General features: G+C 61.0%; 18 protein-coding genes. 12 read left to right on the top strand and 6 right to left on the bottom strand.

Going from position 1 to position 17,835, the window contains the following annotated elements:
* The first annotated feature begins 166 nt into the window (after nt 1-166).
* The 6 genes from QMO82_RS30465 (at nt 167) to rarD (ending at nt 5,319) form a co-directional block, all read left to right on the top strand.
* Nucleotides 167-643 (top strand): GFA family protein, encoded by a 477-nt coding sequence (locus tag QMO82_RS30465; RefSeq protein ID WP_183606366.1) that lies wholly within the window; start codon nt 167-169, stop codon nt 641-643.
* On the top strand, nt 640-1,128 hold the full coding sequence (locus QMO82_RS30460) for a GFA family protein (RefSeq protein WP_183606365.1): 489 nt from the start codon (nt 640-642) through the stop codon (nt 1,126-1,128). Before QMO82_RS30465 ends, QMO82_RS30460 begins: the two co-directional genes overlap by 4 nt.
* Nucleotides 1,125-1,601 carry a GFA family protein gene (locus QMO82_RS30455; RefSeq protein WP_183606364.1) on the top strand — a complete coding sequence of 159 codons (477 nt, stop codon included), beginning with the start codon at nt 1,125-1,127 and terminating at the stop codon, nt 1,599-1,601. Before QMO82_RS30460 ends, QMO82_RS30455 begins: the two co-directional genes overlap by 4 nt.
* Nucleotides 1,598-2,560, top strand: coding sequence for a prolyl aminopeptidase (pip, locus tag QMO82_RS30450; RefSeq protein ID WP_183606363.1), 963 nt, complete (start codon nt 1,598-1,600; stop codon nt 2,558-2,560). Before QMO82_RS30455 ends, pip begins: the two co-directional genes overlap by 4 nt.
* A gap of 58 nt (nt 2,561-2,618) precedes the next feature.
* On the top strand, nt 2,619-4,232 hold the full coding sequence (gene cimA, locus QMO82_RS30445; RefSeq protein WP_183606362.1) for a citramalate synthase: 1,614 nt from the start codon (nt 2,619-2,621) through the stop codon (nt 4,230-4,232).
* Nucleotides 4,233-4,404: 172 nt separating this feature from the next.
* Nucleotides 4,405-5,319 (top strand): EamA family transporter RarD, encoded by a 915-nt coding sequence (gene rarD / locus QMO82_RS30440; RefSeq protein WP_183606361.1) that lies wholly within the window; start codon nt 4,405-4,407, stop codon nt 5,317-5,319.
* Nucleotides 5,320-5,388: 69 nt separating this feature from the next.
* On the opposite strand, the gene QMO82_RS30435 is transcribed toward rarD, so the two are convergent.
* From QMO82_RS30435 to QMO82_RS30425, 3 genes are all read right to left on the bottom strand, one after another.
* Nucleotides 5,389-6,321 (bottom strand): hypothetical protein, encoded by a 933-nt coding sequence (locus tag QMO82_RS30435; protein WP_183606360.1) that lies wholly within the window; start codon nt 6,319-6,321, stop codon nt 5,389-5,391.
* A 107-nt stretch (nt 6,322-6,428) separates the two neighbouring features.
* On the bottom strand, nt 6,429-7,436 hold the full coding sequence (locus QMO82_RS30430; RefSeq protein ID WP_183606359.1) for an alpha/beta hydrolase: 1,008 nt from the start codon (nt 7,434-7,436) through the stop codon (nt 6,429-6,431).
* Nucleotides 7,429-8,322, bottom strand: a complete 894-nt coding sequence (locus QMO82_RS30425) for an MBL fold metallo-hydrolase (protein ID WP_183606358.1) — start codon at nt 8,320-8,322, stop codon at nt 7,429-7,431. The genes QMO82_RS30430 and QMO82_RS30425 overlap by 8 nt, the downstream gene beginning before the upstream one ends.
* 87 nt (nt 8,323-8,409) lie before the next feature.
* Between QMO82_RS30425 and QMO82_RS30420 the strand changes: the two genes are divergently transcribed.
* Nucleotides 8,410-9,345 carry a LysR family transcriptional regulator gene (locus QMO82_RS30420; protein WP_183606357.1) on the top strand — a complete coding sequence of 312 codons (936 nt, stop codon included), beginning with the start codon at nt 8,410-8,412 and terminating at the stop codon, nt 9,343-9,345.
* Nucleotides 9,346-9,392: 47 nt separating this feature from the next.
* Here the strand turns inward: QMO82_RS30420 and QMO82_RS30415 are convergent, their stop codons facing one another.
* Complete coding sequence (locus QMO82_RS30415) at nt 9,393-10,016, bottom strand: TIGR00730 family Rossman fold protein (RefSeq protein ID WP_183606356.1); 624 nt, start codon at nt 10,014-10,016, stop codon at nt 9,393-9,395.
* A 154-nt stretch (nt 10,017-10,170) separates the two neighbouring features.
* Here QMO82_RS30415 and QMO82_RS30410 point away from each other — a divergent pair, with 154 nt between their 5' ends.
* From QMO82_RS30410 to QMO82_RS30390, 5 genes are all read left to right on the top strand, one after another.
* Nucleotides 10,171-12,198 carry a LysM peptidoglycan-binding domain-containing protein gene (locus tag QMO82_RS30410; protein WP_183606355.1) on the top strand — a complete coding sequence of 676 codons (2,028 nt, stop codon included), beginning with the start codon at nt 10,171-10,173 and terminating at the stop codon, nt 12,196-12,198.
* 231 nt (nt 12,199-12,429) lie between these two features.
* Nucleotides 12,430-14,307 (top strand): ABC transporter ATP-binding protein/permease, encoded by a 1,878-nt coding sequence (locus QMO82_RS30405; protein ID WP_183606354.1) that lies wholly within the window; start codon nt 12,430-12,432, stop codon nt 14,305-14,307.
* 55 nt (nt 14,308-14,362) lie between these two features.
* Entirely contained in the window at nt 14,363-15,139 is a 777-nt protein-coding gene (locus QMO82_RS30400) for a phosphatidylserine decarboxylase (protein ID WP_272783363.1), read from the top strand.
* A gap of 10 nt (nt 15,140-15,149) precedes the next feature.
* Entirely contained in the window at nt 15,150-15,995 is an 846-nt protein-coding gene (gene pssA, locus QMO82_RS30395) for a CDP-diacylglycerol--serine O-phosphatidyltransferase (RefSeq protein ID WP_183606353.1), read from the top strand.
* Between the two features lie 311 nt (nt 15,996-16,306).
* On the top strand, nt 16,307-16,453 hold the full coding sequence (locus QMO82_RS30390) for a hypothetical protein (protein WP_183606352.1): 147 nt from the start codon (nt 16,307-16,309) through the stop codon (nt 16,451-16,453).
* 212 nt (nt 16,454-16,665) lie between these two features.
* Here QMO82_RS30390 and QMO82_RS30385 read toward each other — a convergent pair whose 3' ends face one another.
* Together QMO82_RS30385 and QMO82_RS30380 are read right to left on the bottom strand one after the other, a co-directional pair.
* Complete coding sequence (locus QMO82_RS30385; RefSeq protein ID WP_183606351.1) at nt 16,666-17,430, bottom strand: SOS response-associated peptidase; 765 nt, start codon at nt 17,428-17,430, stop codon at nt 16,666-16,668.
* A gap of 41 nt (nt 17,431-17,471) precedes the next feature.
* Complete coding sequence (locus QMO82_RS30380) at nt 17,472-17,792, bottom strand: YnfA family protein (RefSeq protein ID WP_183606350.1); 321 nt, start codon at nt 17,790-17,792, stop codon at nt 17,472-17,474.
* Nucleotides 17,793-17,835 lie beyond the last annotated feature (43 nt).

The raw sequence follows: 17,835 nt of genomic DNA, 5'->3' as shown, positions 1-17,835 counted from the left end.
CAAGGGGGAGGGGCTACGGTGCCGCGCTGCTCCGATGCGACCTCGCCATAACTGCCGGCATTCGAGGCGGAAGCGAAGGTGGTGCCACAAGCGAGCCCTCCCCCTTGTGGGGAGGGTTGGGAGGGGTCTTGGCGCCCAGGCTGGAATCCCAAGGGAGGAATAGCCGATGAATACCTACACCGGCGGCTGCCAATGCGGCGCGATCCGCTTTCGCGTCAGCGGCGAACTCAAGGATTCGTCGATCTGCCATTGCCGCATGTGCCAGAAGGCGTTCGGCGCCTACTACGCGCCGCTGGTCTCGGTGCGCGGCACCGATTTCGAATGGACGCGCGGAGAGCGGAAGCGGTTCCGCTCTTCCAATTTCGTCGAGCGCGGCTTCTGCGGCGATTGCGGCACGCCGCTGACCTATGAGGCACCGGATGGAATGGCGATTGCCGCGGGCGCCTTCGACGATCCTTCGGCGTTTCCGCCGACCATTCAATGGGGCGTGGAAGGCAAGATCGGATTCGTCGACCATCTGCACGAACTGCCCGGAGAAAGAACGGAGGCGGATCTGACGGCGGGCTCTTTCCTGCACGAACTCATCTCCTACCAGCATCCCGATCATGAAACGCAGGCATGGCCACCCAAGGAGCTCGGATGACGACGGAAACGGACAAAAGCGGCGGGTGCCAGTGCGGGGCATTGCGTTACCGTGCCAAAGGCGAACTCGGCTATCCCCATCTTTGCCATTGCCGCATGTGCCAGAAGGCGGCGGGCAATTATTTCATGCCGCTGGCTGCGGCAAATCGCCAGGATTTCGAATTGACGCGTGGCGCGCCGAAATGGTTTCAGTCGTCGGATCTGGTGCGACGCGGTTTCTGCGGCGAGTGCGGCACGCCGCTGTTCTACGACATCCCGGGGACTGATTTCATCAATCTCACCCTCGGCTCGCTCGACGAGCCTGATGTCGTCAAGCCGGTGGCGCAGTCGAATACCGGCCAGAAGATGTCCTGGTTTCACGCGCTCGACGATCTGCCGCTGGAACCGGCACCTGAAACGCCCGACCGCGAAAACGCGATCGCGGCGAGCAATCATCAGCACCCCGACCACGACACGAAAATCTGGCCCCTCGGAGAGACCTCATGACGGACACGATCAAGACCGGCGGATGCCAATGCGGCGCCGTGCGCTTCCGCATCTCGGGCACGTTGGGGCGACCCTCGATCTGCCATTGCCGCATGTGCCAGAAGCAATTCGGCGGCTTCTTCTCCGCGCTCGTCACCGCGCCTGAGGAAGGCATGGAATGGACGCGCGGCGAGCCGAGCTACTTCCAGTCCTCGGTCAATATCGAGCGCGGCTTCTGCAGCAATTGCGGCACGCCGATGACCTATCGCCATCCGGGCGGGCTGGAACTTGCGATCGGCACTTTCGACGATCGCAGCGACCTCGCACCGCAGATCCAGGTCAATTACGAGGCTCGCCTGCCCTGGGTCGAGGAAATCTTCAAGGCGCCGGTACTGAAGGATCAGGATTTCTACGCACGGCAGGAAGCGATCATCTCCTTCCAGCATCCCGATCACGATACCGCCGCCTGGCCTGCGAAAGGCGTGAAGATATGACCGAGATCCTGCGCACGCTCTATCCCGAAATCGAACCCTATGCTTCCGGCCATCTCGATGTCGGCGACGGCCATGTGATCTATTGGGAGCGCTCGGGTACGCCTGGCGCCAAGCCCGCCGTCTTTCTGCATGGCGGCCCGGGCGGCGGCATCTCGCCTGCCCATCGCCGGCTTTTCGATCCTGCGCTCTACGACGTCATGCTCTTCGACCAGCGCGGTTGCGGCAGGTCAACGCCGCATGCGGATCTCCATGCCAACACGACCTGGCATCTCGTCGCCGATATCGAGCGGCTGCGCGAAATGGCCGGCGTCGAGACCTGGCAGGTGTTCGGCGGCTCCTGGGGTTCGACGCTCGCGCTCGCCTATGCCGAGACGCATCCGGAGCACGTGTCCGAGCTCATCCTGCGCGGCATCTATACGCTGACCAAGGCCGAGCTCGACTGGTACTATCAGTTCGGCGTCTCGGAAATGTTCCCCGATAAGTGGGAGCGCTTCATCGCTCCCATTCCGCCGGAGGAGCGGCATGAGATGATGCATGCCTATCATCGCCGTCTGACGCATGAGGATCGGACGGTGCGGCTTGCAGCCGCGCGGGCCTGGAGCATCTGGGAAGGCGAAACGATTACGCTGCTGCCGGAACCTTCGACGAGCGGCAAGTTCGAGGAGGCGGAATTCGCCTATGCATTTGCGCGGATCGAGAACCATTTCTTCGTCAATGCCGGCTGGATGGATGAGGGACAGCTGATCCGCGATGCCGGCAGGCTCAAGGATATTCCCGGCGTCATCGTGCATGGCCGCTACGACATGCCCTGCCCGGCCAAATATGCCTGGCTGCTGCACAAGGCCTGGCCGAAGGCGGAGTTCCACCTGATCGAGGGTGCGGGCCATGCCTATTCGGAGCCGGGGATTCTCGATCGGCTGATCCGGGCGACGGACCAGTTTACCGGGAAGCAAGACTGATGTTGGCGAGGGGCGGCATCCGCGCTCCAGAACAACCCGCTTGGCGGGAGGAAACGATATGAAAGAACGCATCTACCTCTTCGACACGACGCTCCGGGACGGGCAGCAGACGCCCGGCATCGATTTTTCCGTCGAAGACAAGATTGCGATCGCCGCCATGCTGGACGAATTCGGCTTCGATTACGTCGAGGGCGGATATCCCGGCGCCAATCCGACCGACACCGCCTTCTTCAGCGAGAAGCGCACCAGCCAGGCCCGCTTCGTCGCCTTCGGCATGACCAAGCGGGCGGGTGTTTCGGTCTCCAACGATCCCGGCATTGCCGGGCTGCTGCAGGCCAAGAGCGACGCCATCTGTTTCGTCGCCAAGAGCTGGGATTATCACGTCGCGGTGGCGCTCGGCTGCACCAATGAGGAAAACCTTGAAAGCATTGCCGAAAGCGTCAAGGCAGCCGTCGGCGCCGGCAAGGAAGCAATCGTCGATTGCGAGCATTTCTTCGACGGCTTCAAGGCCAATCCGGCCTATGCACTCGCCTGCGCCAAGACGGCCTATGAGAGCGGTGCACGCTGGGTCGTGCTCTGCGACACCAATGGCGGCACGCAGCCGCCCGAGGTGCGGGCGATCGTCGAGGCGGTGATCGCCTCAGGGGTTCCTGGCCACTGTCTTGGCATTCATGCGCATAACGACACCGGCCAGGCGGTCGCCAATTCGCTTGCCGCGGTCGAAGCCGGCGTCCGGCAGATCCAGGGCACGCTGAACGGCATCGGCGAGCGCTGCGGCAATGCCAATCTGGTGACGCTGATCCCGACCTTGGCGCTGAAGAGCGCCTACAACACACGTTTCGAAACGGCGATCGACGAGGAGCGGCTGCTCAACCTCACCCGGCTCTCGCATGCCTTCGACGAGCTGCTCAATCGCTCGCCCGACCACCAGATGCCCTATGTCGGCGCTTCCGCCTTCGCCACCAAGGCCGGCATCCATGCATCGGCGCTGCTCAAGGACCCGCGCACCTATGAACACGTGCCGCCGGAAAGCGTCGGCAATTTCCGCAAGGTGATGGTATCGGACCAGGGCGGCAAGGCGAACTTCATCAATGCGCTGAAGCGGCGCGGCATCGAGGTCGCCAAGGACGATCCGAAGCTCGACCTGCTGATCTCCATCGTCAAGGAACGGGAATCCATCGGCTATGCCTATGAGGGCGCCGATGCGAGCTTCGAGCTCTTGGCGCGCCGCACGCTCGGCACGATCCCGGAATTCTTCACCATCGAAGGCTTCCGTGTGATGATCGAGCGCCGCTTCGACAGTCTCGGCCGCGTGAAGATCGTCTCGGAGGCGGTGGTCAAGATCACCATCGACGGCCAGACGCTGATGTCGGTCGCCGATGCGGAAGGTCCCGTCAACGCGCTCGACCTCGCGCTGCGCAAGGATTTCGGCAAGTATCAGCACGAGATCGATGATCTGGTGCTCGCCGATTTCAAGGTGCGTATCCTCAATGGCGGCACGGAGGCGATCACCCGCGTGCTGATCGAATCCACCGACAGCGACGGGGTGCGCTGGTGGACGGTCGGCGTTTCGGAAAACATCATCGACGCTTCGTTCCAGGCGCTGATGGACTCCGTCATCTACAAGCTGATGAAGAACCGGCAGCTGGCCGGCAAGATCGCGGCGGAATAAGTCTATTCCGCCGGTTCCGCTGAGAGGAGGATGCCGGCCTTTGCCGCCATCCTCCGTTCCATAGCCTCGTTCGGCTTCATATCCTCTCATCCTTCATTCAACGAAATGAATTGGCCTATTCACGGCGCTTAAGCTAGGCCGGATCAGAAGAAGAACAAAGATGGAAACACCGATGTCGACCGATGCATCCGTTCCGTTGGCCAAGAACGAAGACAGTCCGCGCGGTTTTGCCTTCGCGCTGACCGCCTATCTGCTCTGGGGCTTCCTGCCGATCTATATGAAGGCGCTGGCGCATATTTCGCCGGCCGAGGTGATCGCACACCGCATCGTCTGGTCGCTGCCGCTGGCGGGCATCGTGCTGATCGTGCTCGGACGCACTGGGGATATCCGCGCAGCACTCCGCTCGCCGCGTATGCTGGCGATGGCGGCGCTGACGGCATCGCTGATCACTGTCAACTGGGGCACTTACGTCTGGGCGATCGGCGCCGGCCATTCGCTCGATGCGGCACTCGGTTATTTCATCAATCCGCTGTTCAGCATCTTCCTGGGATCGGTTCTTCTCAAGGAGAAGCTGCAGCCGTTGCAAATCGCGGCGATCGCGCTTGCAGCGCTCGCCGTCGTCGTTCTCGCATTCGATAGCGGCGGCATTCCGTGGGTGGCGCTGACGCTGGCGATCTCCTGGGGTTTCTACGCCCTGTTCCGCAAGACGCTGCCGCTCGGGCCGAACCAGGGGTTCTTCCTCGAAGTGCTGCTCCTCAGCGGACCGGCCCTCCTCTACATCCTCTATCTCGAATTCGACAGCGGCCAGGGCCACCTCTATCGCACCGGCTTTGCCGACACGGCCCTGTTGCTCGGCTGCGGCCTCATCACCGCCGTGCCGCTGATGATCTACGCAAACGGCGCCAAGCTTCTGAAGCTCTCGACGATCGGCATCATGCAGTATATCGCGCCGACGATGATCTTCCTGATCGCCGTCTTCGCCTTCCACGAGCCGCTCGGCACAGCGCGCATGATCGCCTTCTCGCTGATCTGGGCAGGGCTGTTCCTCTATAGCTGGTCGATGCTGCAGGCAAGCCGCGGGCGCTAGCTGCTCGGTCCCGCCATTTTATGGGCATTATTCCTTCGGAGCGGAGGCATCATGGCGGAGCGCATAGGCTCAAAGCCATGATACCAGCGCCACGCGAATAATGATTCCGGCCAGCGCACACAAGACGGCGACGCCTGCAACGGGTCGGAGCGCAGGTACTGAAGCGGTAAGAATGGAGATACCGGGAAGGTCGAGAGGGTTCAGCAGCAATGCGGAACTATGAATGATTTTCTCGGTTGGGAGGCTTAGCTCCTTGTGAATGTCGAATAACAGTGTGACGGCTGCGCTCGATCCTGCCAGGCACTTCGTCAGGAAGAACAGGACATCCTGTTGCGAAACGCCGAGCAACTGCAGCAGGGGCTGCGTAACGGACGTGAATGCTGAGAGTGCTCCTGTACTTTGGATTAGTCTTACTAGCGCAAGAGAGATCACGAGCACCGGCAGGACCGCGGAAATGACCCGAATGGCATCTGCGCCACCGCGATTTATCGCCGCGAGCAGGTCAAGCCTTGCGGCGACGTGGTAATCCGCTTTGTCATCGGAACAAATCTTTCCAGACACAGGACGGCGCCCAAGCATCCAATATGCAAGAGTGGACGCGACAAGCGCTCCGCAAATGCCGTTCAATATGATCAATGCGGGATCGACACCGAGACCGGCGAGCGGAAAGCTGGCATTTGCCGGCGCCGCCGCAAGCACTGCGGCGAGGGCGGCGGCCATAAATCTGTCCGATGTTTTTCTGTGCGCCATGAGCGACAGGGCCGCAATCGGGGCAGCCGAACTTACGAGGCTGAGCTGTAAGACCGCCAAGGCTCCCAAACCATCCAAGCCGAAAGACCTGAAGAGCGGATTGGCTCGGCCGGCGACCCATCGCAATGCGCTCATTCCTTCGAGGTAACGCATCAGCGAGAATGTCACGATCATCAGCGGCAGAAACGTAAATATCGCAATATCGACGGCACTGCGCCCTGCATCCAGGATAGCATTGATCAGAATCGTCATAGAACACGAGAGGATTTGACGGCCAGGCTGAAATTCTCGGCCGGCCTGATAGGAGAAGCGCGGCCCCCGGGGATGTCGGATCCCCGGGGCCCCTTGTCGTTCAATTCCTATTCCGGTTTGAAAGTCTCATCGAAGAAATCCGCAACTTCGGAATAAACCTGCATGCGGTTGCTTTCCATGAGGGCGAGGTGTGTCGTCTCTCCGATTTCGACCCATCGCCGGTAAGGGGTGCCGGTGAGTTGCTTGAAATAGGCCTGCGCCAGATCAAGCGGAACGTCGATGTCCCACTCGCCATGCAACAGCAGCACCGGAGAGCGGATCTCGCTCGGCTGATAGTAAGGATTTCCCGCTCTCCAATAGGTGCGGATGTCCTGGATGGGACCGTTGGTGGCTCGGAGTTTTCCTTGCTCCCTGTCAGCTTCCGAGGTCTCTTCTGAAAGCGTGAATTTTGCCCAAAGATCGAACCAGCCCTCGGGAACAAGACGTTCACGCGCGTATTCGGGTGCCGTGCTCAACCAACGAGCCAAGGCGGCGTGAACCGGAACAAGCCGATAGGAACCCAGGGGGCCGCCCTGGTCAATCGGGATGGGAATGTCGCTGAGCCATTGCGGCGCGAGCAGCGCGAGCTTGACAACCTTGTCCCCGTTGCGCGCGGCATATGCGCCCGCCACGGTACCACCCCACGACATTGCGAAGACGTTGACGGCCTTGAGACCGCGAAGTCGGAGGACGAAATCGACCGCCGTAGCGAAGTCCGCAACACCAGTGTCGGTGGCGACAAGTGGCGGGTTCAGATCGGGCTCCGCCAGCATTTCCGGCGGTCGGCCGGACTTTCCGTAGCCCCGGACATCAACCGCAAAGACGTCGAAGCCTTGATATGCAAGGAAGTCAATGAAGGAGATCCCGTTGAAAGGAACATCGTAAAGACTTCCGGATGAGAAGGTCGCCCCGTGCACCATCACGATGGTTCTCTCCGCGAGAAAGGCTTTATGGTCTTTCCTTCTCTTGTTGCGTACATAGAGCTTGATGCCATCGGTTCCGCTATCGACGTAGTGCTCTTCGAATGCAATCTCGCCGGCGTGAAAACCTGAAAATGTGAGCTTGTTCTTAGACATAGGACCACCTGAATTTTTCGCCATCGCGGGTGACATATCCGGCAGACGAGCCGGGGAAATGCGTTGAGAAGTACATCGCGTGTTTGTCGGCTGTGAGTTCAAGTACGCGCCGTCTGGACTGGGCCGCCAGGTCCAAAAACTCGCAGAAGACCGTGTTGAAGTCCGGACGTTCCACCTGGATTGGGTGATGCATGACATCGCCTGCGAATATTGCCGATTCATTATCCGCTTCCAGCAGAACGGACATGTGGCCGATGCTGTGCCCGGGCGTCGGCAAGAAGGTGAAGCGATCCAGGAATGTGCCACCTTCGCTGTCGATGAAATCAGCAATCCCCGCGTCGATTACGGGCCATACGCTGTCTTCATAGACGCCGGAACTGGGAATATTGACGTCGTTGTGGCTGGCCGTTGACGAGTAGTATTCCTGCTCGACGCGCGGAAAGATGTAACGCGCATTCTTGAAAGTGGGGACCCATTTCCCATCCTGCAGCACGGTATTCCAGCCGGAATGATCGACGTGGAGATGGGTATTTATGACGAAGTCAACATCTTCCGGCGCAACACCTGCACGACGCAGTCTGTCGAGAAATGGAATGGTCTGATGATGAAAACCGGGGTTGCGAGGCCTTTCCTTGTCGTTACCCGAACCCGTATCAATCAGAATGACGTGATCGGGCGTCTTTACCAGCCAGGTGTGTATGCTGACGACAAGGGTGTCGCGGTCCTCGTCCATATCGATCCCGGCGAGCCTGGGCCCGATCGCTTTGATCTCTTCAGCTTTGGCGCTCGGGTAAAGAAACGAGGGCGGTACATCGTGCAGGTACTGTTCCTGCACTTTCCTCACCGTAACGCCGGCAATATGATATTCCTTTCCAAGATCGCTCATGGAACTTCCTTTCAAATTGAACTGAACCGGGACAGCGCTGTCTGATGGCCATGGACAATAAGAAGAATTCGTGCAACGATCAAATCGATGAATGAGATTGTCTCCATCGATCATTTCAATTTGTGGTCCTTCGACCTGAACCTGCTTGTTGCGTTCGATGCGCTCATGAAGGAGCGGAGCGTGACGAAGGCTGCTGTTCGCCTGAAAATCCAGCAGCCTGCCATGAGCCACAATCTCGGAACTCTTCGGACGTTGCTCCAGGACGAGCTCTTTGTGCGTGTCGGCCAGGTGATGCAGCCAACCCATCGAGCGCTACAGTTCGCGGAAGCCGTAGAGCAGATACTGAGCCGCACACAGCAAGCAATTGTAACTTCGACGACCTTCGAACCTGGTCTGGCGGAGCAGATATTCCGCATCGGTTTTTCCAGTGAGCTGGAGGTGTTGCTGGTGCCGCGTCTGGCGGCCATGCTGAACGAGACAGCCCCGGGTATCAAAGTGCTTGCCCGTTCGGTCGATCCGGAACTGGTTCACAAGCTTCTTGACGACACTGTCATCGATCTTGGCGTCGGCTGCTTTGATGACGGCAACAATAGACATCGGCGAAGCCTGCTATTCGAGCAGTCTCTGATGTGTTGCTACAATCCGAGGCTTGTTGAACTTCCCGAAATATTGGATCGTGACACCTATCTCGGGCTGAAGCATGCACTGGTTTCACAAAAGGATGCCATCGAAGGCTGCATTGATACAGCCCTCAAGCGCATTAACGTGCATCTCGACGTGTCGGTGGCGGCTCCGGAATTTTTGACTGTGCTTACCGCTGTCCTGGAAGCGCCCTTGATCGCGACCCTGCCGACCAGAATCGTGAAGCGGTATGCCGGCCTGTTTGGCTTGGCGGTCGCCGACGTTCCCCTCGATTTAACGGTAAGCCCGATATCGATGGTCTGGTCGGCGGCAAGCGACAATGATCCCGCCAACCGATGGATGCGATCTCAGGTGACGCAGCTTGTTTCGGCTTATAGCTGAATTCGCCTGCAATATAGCTTGACCGCGCCAGGGCCCCCCTGCCCCGCCTACATTTTCGAAATCACCTCGTCCTCGCCGTCACGATCGGCGGCGAGTTGGGCTGCCTGGGCCATAATCGCCGGAATGATGCCGGGGATCTCGTCGACGACGAGCGGCTGCACCCGGTGGGCGGTGTGCAGGAAGCCTTCGTCGGTCATATGGCGCATCAGTTCCATCATCGGATCCCAGAAGCCGTTGATGTTAGCAAAAACCATCGGCTTTTCGTGGCGGCCGAGCTGCGCCCAGGTCATGATCTCGACGATCTCTTCCAGCGTGCCGATGCCGCCGGGGAGCGCGACGAAGGCGTCGGAGCGCTCGAACATCGTATGTTTGCGCGCATGCATGTCAGGGGTTACAATAAGTTCGTTGAGCTGACCGAGCGAGTGGCGAGTCGCTTCCATATCGATCAGGAATTCGGGAATGATGCCCGTCACCTGACCGCCGCCTGAAAGCACCCCGCTGGCAACCGCGCCCATGATGCCTTTGGTACCCCCGCCATAGACGAGGCGCAGGCCGTATTCGGCGATCTCTCGTCCGAGAGCACGCCCGGCCGCCATGTGGGAGGGATCGCGTCCCGGCCTAGAGCCGCAGTAAACGCAGATGGATCGAATCGATACAGATTGCTCGGTCATGAGGGCAAACAACTATTCCATTTCAATGCAGTCAAGAAAATTGACTGAAAAGCAGCGTGCCTAGCTTGCCTAATTGCTTTGAATGCTTGTGAAAAGCAACGGGAATCGCTAGCAATTTCGGTTACTACGGCAAATTGCCGCCTTGGGAGACATAATGATGAAGAACCGTGCCGGCTTGCTGGCCCTTGCAGTCCTCGTAATCGCAATCTTACTGATGGTGTTTTTCGTCATGCCGCGCATCGGCGGCGATGCAGCCAAGGTCGGCGACGCCATCAACCAGGCGAGCACGGAGCTCAAGAACACGGTTAACGAGGCAGCAAAGACATCGCGCTCGGCCGTCGCCGACACGGCTGGGGTCGCCGATCGGGTCGGTCGCCTGTCGGCTGATGCCGGCGTCTCTCTCAGCGAGCTCAAGGCACTGTTTGCCGACGGCAAAGGCCCTGCCGACGATGTCTTCACCGCAGCCAAGACCAAAGCCGTCAAGGCGCTGACGGCGCTTGCCGAGTTCGCCATCCCCGAGGGTCTCGATCCCGCAACGCAGACGCTTGCCGTCAAGGCCAAGGAAGGCGGCACGAAGGCGCTCGCCATCGTCCAAACCCTGCCCGAGAACATCGCCGATGCGCTTGCCGCGATCGCCAAGGCCGAGGCTGCGCTGAGCGGTGCGCCCGAGCCCGCCCCTGCTGCAAATAACGTGGCGGCGAATACCGGCCCGAAGCTTCCGGCTTTCGACGTCTTGCGTGTCGAACCCGACGGCTCGACGGTGATTGCCGGCTCCGCCGAACCGAACGGCAAGCTCGAAGTGCTTGACGGCGAAAAGGTGGTGACGACGGCCAATGTCGATGCGAGCGGCGATTTTGCCGCCGTCCTCGACGATCCGCTTTCGGCCGGCGACCACCAGCTCGTGCTCAAATTCACCGGCAAGGACGGCAAGAGCACGCTTTCCGAAGAGGTCGCGACGATTTCCGTGCCGAAGGACGGCAATGGCGCCAATCTGCTCGCCATGGTCTCCAAACCCGGCGCGGCGAGCCGCATCATCACCGCACCGAAGGCCGGAACCGAAGTCGCCGATGCCTCCGATCCGATGGCGCCGCCTGCGGACAAGCCGGCAGAGACCGCGGCTGCGCCCGCCGCAACCGGCGAGCTGGCGCTGCAGACGCCTGATGTCACCGACGCCGCCTCCGGCACGGATACGGCACCGGCCGTTCCCGGCACCGCCGCACCTGATAAGACCAATGCGCCTGATGTGATGGTCAATGCCGTCGAGATCGAAGGCAACAAGATCTTCGTTGCCGGCACGACACGCGCCAACGCCAAGGTCATCGGTTATGCCGACGACAGCCTCATCGGCCAGGACACCGCCGGCTCCGACGGCCATTTTATCATCGACGGCGTGGTGGCGCTTTCGGTCGGCGACCACAAGATCCGCGTCGATGTCGTCGATCCCGCCGGCAAGGTGATCGTGCGTGCAGCGGTGAATTTCAATCGCCCGGCCGGCGATCAGGTCAGGGTCGCCGCGCAAGCCGGTCCGGCCGACGCGGACGGATCTTCCGCGATGGTGCCGCTCGACGAAGGCGAACTCGGCAAACGCAAGGCCGAGGCCGGCAAGGCCTTCGGCCTGCTGAAGGGGCTGTTTGCCGATGGCAAGCTGCCCGGCGCCGAACAGCTTGCAGCGGCACGCTCGGCCACGGAATTCGCGTTGCGCTCCGTCGCCGATTTCCGCCCCGCTGCCGATGCGCCCGACGCCTTCAAGCAAGCGTCCGGCTCCGCCTCGCAGGTCGCCACCAATGCGCTGAAGCTCCTGCAGGGCCTGCCTGGGGATGCGAAGTCCGTCGGCGCAGAACTCGACAGGCTGGGCGCTATGATCGCCGAGCTCACCGCGGCACCTGCCCCGACCGCACCCGCTGCAAACGAGGTTGGGAGCAACCAGCCGAAGACGATCGAACAGGCGCCGCTGACGGCAAACAACGCGGCGGTCATCATTCGCCGCGGCGACACGCTGTGGCAGATCTCACGCCGCACCTATGGCCTCGGCGTTCGCTACACGACGATCTACATCGCCAATGAGGACAAGATCATCGATCCCGACCGCATCCGCCCCGGCCAGATCTTCGGGCTGCCGAAGGATGCGCTGCCGAACGCCGAAGAGCTGCACCGCAAGCGCATGTCTCACCAGCGTCTCTAGGCGCCAAATAACATGACGAGGCCGAGACTTGCGCGTCTGAAAAGCAGCGCTGTAGTTGCCCGGCCTGTCTTTTCCTGACCCTTGCATTTGTTGTATTCGTCCGCCCGGCACCTTATCTGGCGGTAGCGGCTGCGGATCAATTGCGGGAAGCGCTCTCAGGCACGTCCCGGTCCCCACTCCTGCATCGAAGCGCCGCAAATCGCGGCAAGCCCATCCGGGCTGGAGACAATCATGGCAAACAGCAAGACAGTCTCGGAATCCAACCTGCTGCGCACACTTCTCAACCTATGGCCCTATATGTGGCCGGCCGGCCGCACCGACCTGAAGATGCGCGTCGTCTGGGCCTCGGTCTTTCTGCTGATTTCCAAGTTCGTGCTGCTGCTCGTTCCCTATTTCTTCAAGTGGTCGACCGATGCGCTGAACGGCAGGATGGATCTTGCCGGCTCGGTGCCGCCGCTGCTTGCCGGCGCCATCGCCCTTGTCATCGCCTACAACATCACCCGGCTCATCCAGCTCGGCCTCAACCAGCTGCGCGATGCGCTGTTTGCCAGCGTCGGCCAACATGCGGTGCGCCAGCTCGCCTACCGGACCTTCGTGCACATGCACGAGCTGTCGCTGCGCTTCCATCTGGAGCGCAAGACCGGCGGCCTCTCGCGCATCATCGAGCGCGGCACCAAGGGCATCGAAACGATCGTGCGTTTCACGATCCTCAATTCGGTGCCGACCGTCATCGAATTCCTGCTGACGGCAGCGATCTTCTGGTGGGGCTACGGCTTCTCCTATCTCACTGTCACCGCCTTCACCGTCTGGGCCTATATCTGGTTCACAATCCGCGCGTCCGACTGGCGGATCGCCATCCGCCGGTCGATGAACGACAGCGATACCGACGCCAACACCAAGGCGATCGACTCTCTCCTCAATTTCGAGACCGTCAAATATTTCGGCAACGAAGAGATGGAGGCGAAACGCTTCGACAAATCGATGGAACGCTACGAGAAGGCCGCGACCGATGTCTGGACTTCGCTCGGCTGGCTGAACTTCGGCCAGGGCGTCATCTTCGGCATCGGCACGACCATCATGCTGGTGCTGTCGGCGTTGGCCGTGCAGCGCGGCGAGCAGACGGTCGGTGATTTCGTCTTCGTCAATTCGATGCTGCTGCAGCTTTCCGCACCGCTCAACTTCATCGGCTTCGTCTACCGCGAAATCCGCCAGGGGCTGACCGATATCGAGCAGATGTTCGATCTGCTCGAAGTGAAGGCCGAGGTCAGGGATGCGCCTGACGCAGACGAGCTTCGGATCGGCCAGGGCGCTATCGCCTTCAAGGACGTGCACTTCTCCTATGATCCGGCCCGTCCGATCCTGAAGGGTATTTCCTTCGAGGTGCCGGCCGGCAAGACGGTCGCCGTCGTCGGCCCGTCGGGCGCCGGCAAATCGACGCTGTCGCGGCTGCTCTATCGTTTCTACGATATCCAGAGCGGCACGATCACCGTTGACGGCCAGGATATCCGCACGGTGACGCAGAAAAGCCTGCGCTCGGCGATCGGCATGGTGCCGCAGGATACCGTACTCTTCAACGACACGGTCGCCTACAACATCCGCTACGGCCGCACATCGGCGAGCGACGGCGAGGTCTTTGCAGCAGCCGAGGTGGCGCAGATTGCCCATTTCATCGAGACGCTGCCCGAGGGGTTCGAGACCAAGGTCGGCGAACGCGGCCTGAAGCTATCGGGCGGCGAGAAGCAGCGGGTGGCGATCGCCCGCACCATCCTCAAGGCGCCGCCGATCCTGATTCTCGACGAGGCGACGTCGGCGCTCGACACGACGACGGAACGGGAAATCCAGACCGCACTCGACGTGGTGTCGAAAAACCGCACCACGCTTGTTATCGCCCACCGGCTTTCCACCGTCATCGGCGCCGACGAGATCATCGTCTTGAAAAGCGGCGAGATCGCCGAGCGCGGGACGCATGCTGCCCTGCTCGAACAGAACGGCCTCTATGCCTCGATGTGGAACCGCCAGCGCGAAGCGATCCAGGCGGAGGAACATCTGAAGCAGGTGCGCGAAAGCGACGACCTCGGCGTGATCACCCGGCTTGCTCCGGCAAGCTGAACCAGAGACCGATGCCGGCAGGCTTTTGTTGTTCAGAACCCCGGCGTAGGAACCAGTGCCGGGGCCACAGCATTGCCCCGGAGACGGTTTTTCGCTAACCAGCAAAAAACGACAACGCAAGGAGACCGGCAGCATGAGCCTGTTCAACACGGTTCGCAACACGATCGTCCCCGTGCATAAGGAGGGTTATCCCTTCGTTGCCGCCTTCTTCGTCGCATCGCTGGTCCTCGGCTGGATCTTCAAGCCGCTCTTCTGGATCGGCATGATCTTCACGCTGTGGTGCGCCTATTTCTTCCGCGATCCCGAACGCGTGACCCCGCAGGACGACGATCTGGTGATCTCTCCCGCCGACGGCAAGGTCTCGGCGATCCAAATGGTGACCCCGCCGGCCGAGCTCAACCTCGGCTCCGAGCCGATGCTGCGCATTTCCGTTTTCATGAACGTCTTCAATTGCCACGTGAACCGGGCGCCGATGCGCGGGCGGATCGTCAGCATCAACTACCGCTCCGGCAGCTTCGTCAATGCCGAGCTCGACAAGGCGAGCGAGGACAATGAGCGCAACGGGCTTGTCATCGAAACCCGCCACGGCCAGATCGGCGTCGTGCAGATCGCCGGCCTCGTGGCGCGCCGCATCCTCTGCTGGGCGAACCCCAACGAGCCGGTGGATGCCGGCGAGCGCTTCGGGCTGATCCGTTTCGGCTCGCGGCTCGACGTGTTCCTGCCGGCCGGTGCGGCACCCCGCGTCTCGCTCGGCCAGACGGCAGTTGCGGGAGAAACCGTGATCGCCGAATTCGCCTCCGCCAAGGGTCCCGTCATCAGCCGCCGCAGCTAGGAACGTCGATATGGAAACGCCCTTTCCGCCCTTCGAGCCCAATGGACCTGATGATTCCGCCCGCGGCCCCCGGCTGCGCGAAATCCCGCTGCGCCTCGTCTTCCCGAACCTCATCACCATTCTGGCGATCTGCGCCGGGCTGACCGGCATCCGGCTGGCTTTCGAGAACCGTTACGAACTCGCCGTCTCGATGGTGCTGCTCGCCGCCTTCCTCGACGGCATCGACGGGCGCGTGGCGCGGCTGATGAAGGCGACCTCGAAGTTCGGGGCGCAGATGGATTCGCTTGCCGACATCGTCAATTTCGGCGTCGCACCCGCCCTCGTCGTTTATGTCTTCGCACTCGACCAGGCCCGTTCGCTCGGCTGGATCGCCGCCCTGATCTATGCGATCGCCGCGGGGCTTCGCCTTGCCCGCTTCAACGTCATGGCCGAACGCGAGAACAAGGCGAGCTGGCAATCGGAATATTTCGTCGGCGTGCCGGCGCCGGCCGGCGCCATGCTGGTGCTGTTGCCGGTCTATCTCGGCTTCCTCGGACTGACGACGGACCGCACCTTTGCCTATCTCTCGTCGATCTACACCGTGCTCATCGCCTTCCTGCTGATCAGCCGGCTGCCGGTCTGGTCGGGCAAATCGGAAGGCAACCGCCTGCGGCGCGATCTCGTGCTGCCGATGATGCTCGGCGTCGTGCTCTATGTGGCGCTGCTGATGAGCTACACCTGGGAAGTGATGGTCTTTACCGTTGCCGCCTACCTCGCATCGCTTCCCTTCGGCGCGCGGAAATGGCAGCGGAAATACGGGACGCTGACGATCGAGGAACCCGGCGTCGGCGACGACGACATCGGCCGGCACATCTGACCTCCGAGCATTTCCGGATTTCTCGAATGACGGAAATGCTTCTCTCCCCGTCGTTCTAACGGATCACCGGGAAAAGCATGCGCTTTGTCCCGGGGAAAACCGTTGCGTGCCTTTCCCCAGAAAACCGCTTTCGCGTTTTTATCGGAACCGCTCCCTTCAGTAAGTATTAACCAACGTAGGCTCCAGTTAAGCCTCGCGAATTATGGTGGGCGTTTACAATTCCTGATAAGCTACGCCCCCGTTTTGTCGCTATTCGTGACGAAACATCAAACGATAAAATACCCAGGGAAGAACCACGTAAGGAGAGTATCGTGACTTCGAAGAAAAGCAGTATCGGCGAACAGCAGGCGGCCAAGCCAGACCTCGCCGCCAACTATCGCCCCCTCGGCCTGAAGGCTGTTGCCGCAGCATCGCTGATGGCGAAGCACAAGCCGACCAGCGTCAAGAAATCCGCTTGAGGCGGAAGGCTTCAAATTGGGGTCATGCGTGCTTTCGGGTTACATGCGTTAGGCACCGCTGACGAAATGCATGACGAGGCGATCGCCGGAAATCTCCCGACGACGCTCTGGCGACATAAGCACAACCCGAAAAAAATCTGATGGATGAAGCGACGCATCGCCGCCGCTGATGCGAGACGTCGGCGCCGATAGGTCGCCGACGTGGATAGGGTTCAGAAAAAGCTGAGCTGGCCGTCGTCAGGTCTTTGTTTCTCGGGCGCCTTCAGCGGCTTTTCGATGACGACCGGCTCCTGCAGGTCGGGACCCATATTGGCGACCTTGTTGACCTTGTCGGAGACCGGGACGGCCTCGAAGAAGTCGTCCTGAACGGGCCGCATCAGCTCTGCCACCTCGCGCGGTTCCTGCCTCTTGCAATCGAGCCAGCGCGAAAAATCTTCGGGTTTGATGACGACAGGCATGCGATCATGGATCGCTGAAATGCCCGAATTGGCTGACGTCGTCAGGATCGCACCGGTATCGACCTCGGAGCCGTCAGCCGAGGACCATGTCTCCATCAGCCCGGCAAAGGCGACGACCCCGCCCCGACGCGGCCTGATCCAATAGGCCTGCGGCCGTTCGCCGCTTTCCTTGGACGGGCGGTGCCATTCATAAAAGCCGGAGGCCGGGATAAGCACGCGGCGATGACGCATGGCGGCCCGAAAGGAGGCCTTGCCGATCGCGGTCTCAGAGCGCGCATTGATCAGCAACGGGAAGTCCCTCGGATCCTTGACCCAGCCCGGCGTCAGGCCCCAGCGCACGAGCACGGCGCGGCGATCGGCCAAATTGCTGCCCTGGTCCCTGCCCTCGCCCGCGATGACGACGAGGATCGGTTGCGTCGGCGCGATATTGTAGCGCGCCGGAAAGTCGTCGAGATCGAGACCGGAGAAGAAGTCGCGCAGGTCGGCGCTGGAGATTGTCAGAGCGAAACGTCCACACATCGGCCTGTCTTTGCACCCGTCCCGAGTCTGGTCAAGGCGCCTCAACCTCTCGGCGCGAAGAGGATGAGGCTGGCGCCAGCAAGGCAGATCAGCGCGCCGCCGATATCGTAACGATCAGGCACGCGGGCTTCGACCAACCACAGCCAGAGCAGCGAGGCAAGGATGTAAATGCCGCCATAGGCCGCGAAAGTGCGGCCGGCGGCCCCGCTCGGCACAAGCGTCAGAAGCCAGGCAAAAAGTGCGAGCGAGACCATGCCCGGCGCCAGCCACCAGACGGGCTTTTCGAGCTTCAGCCATGCCCAGAAGGCAAAGCAGCCAGATATCTCGAGGAGAGCGGCAAAGGCAAAGATGATGTAGGTCACGGAAGCACCTTTCGAATCCCGGTCGCACTCTTCATCCGATAAG

This window comes from Rhizobium sp. BT04, from assembly GCF_030053135.1.
Lineage (GTDB): Bacteria > Pseudomonadota > Alphaproteobacteria > Rhizobiales > Rhizobiaceae > Rhizobium > Rhizobium binxianense.
Note: the sequence above shows the minus strand (reverse complement) of the source record. Positions and strands in the feature narration are given on the sequence as shown.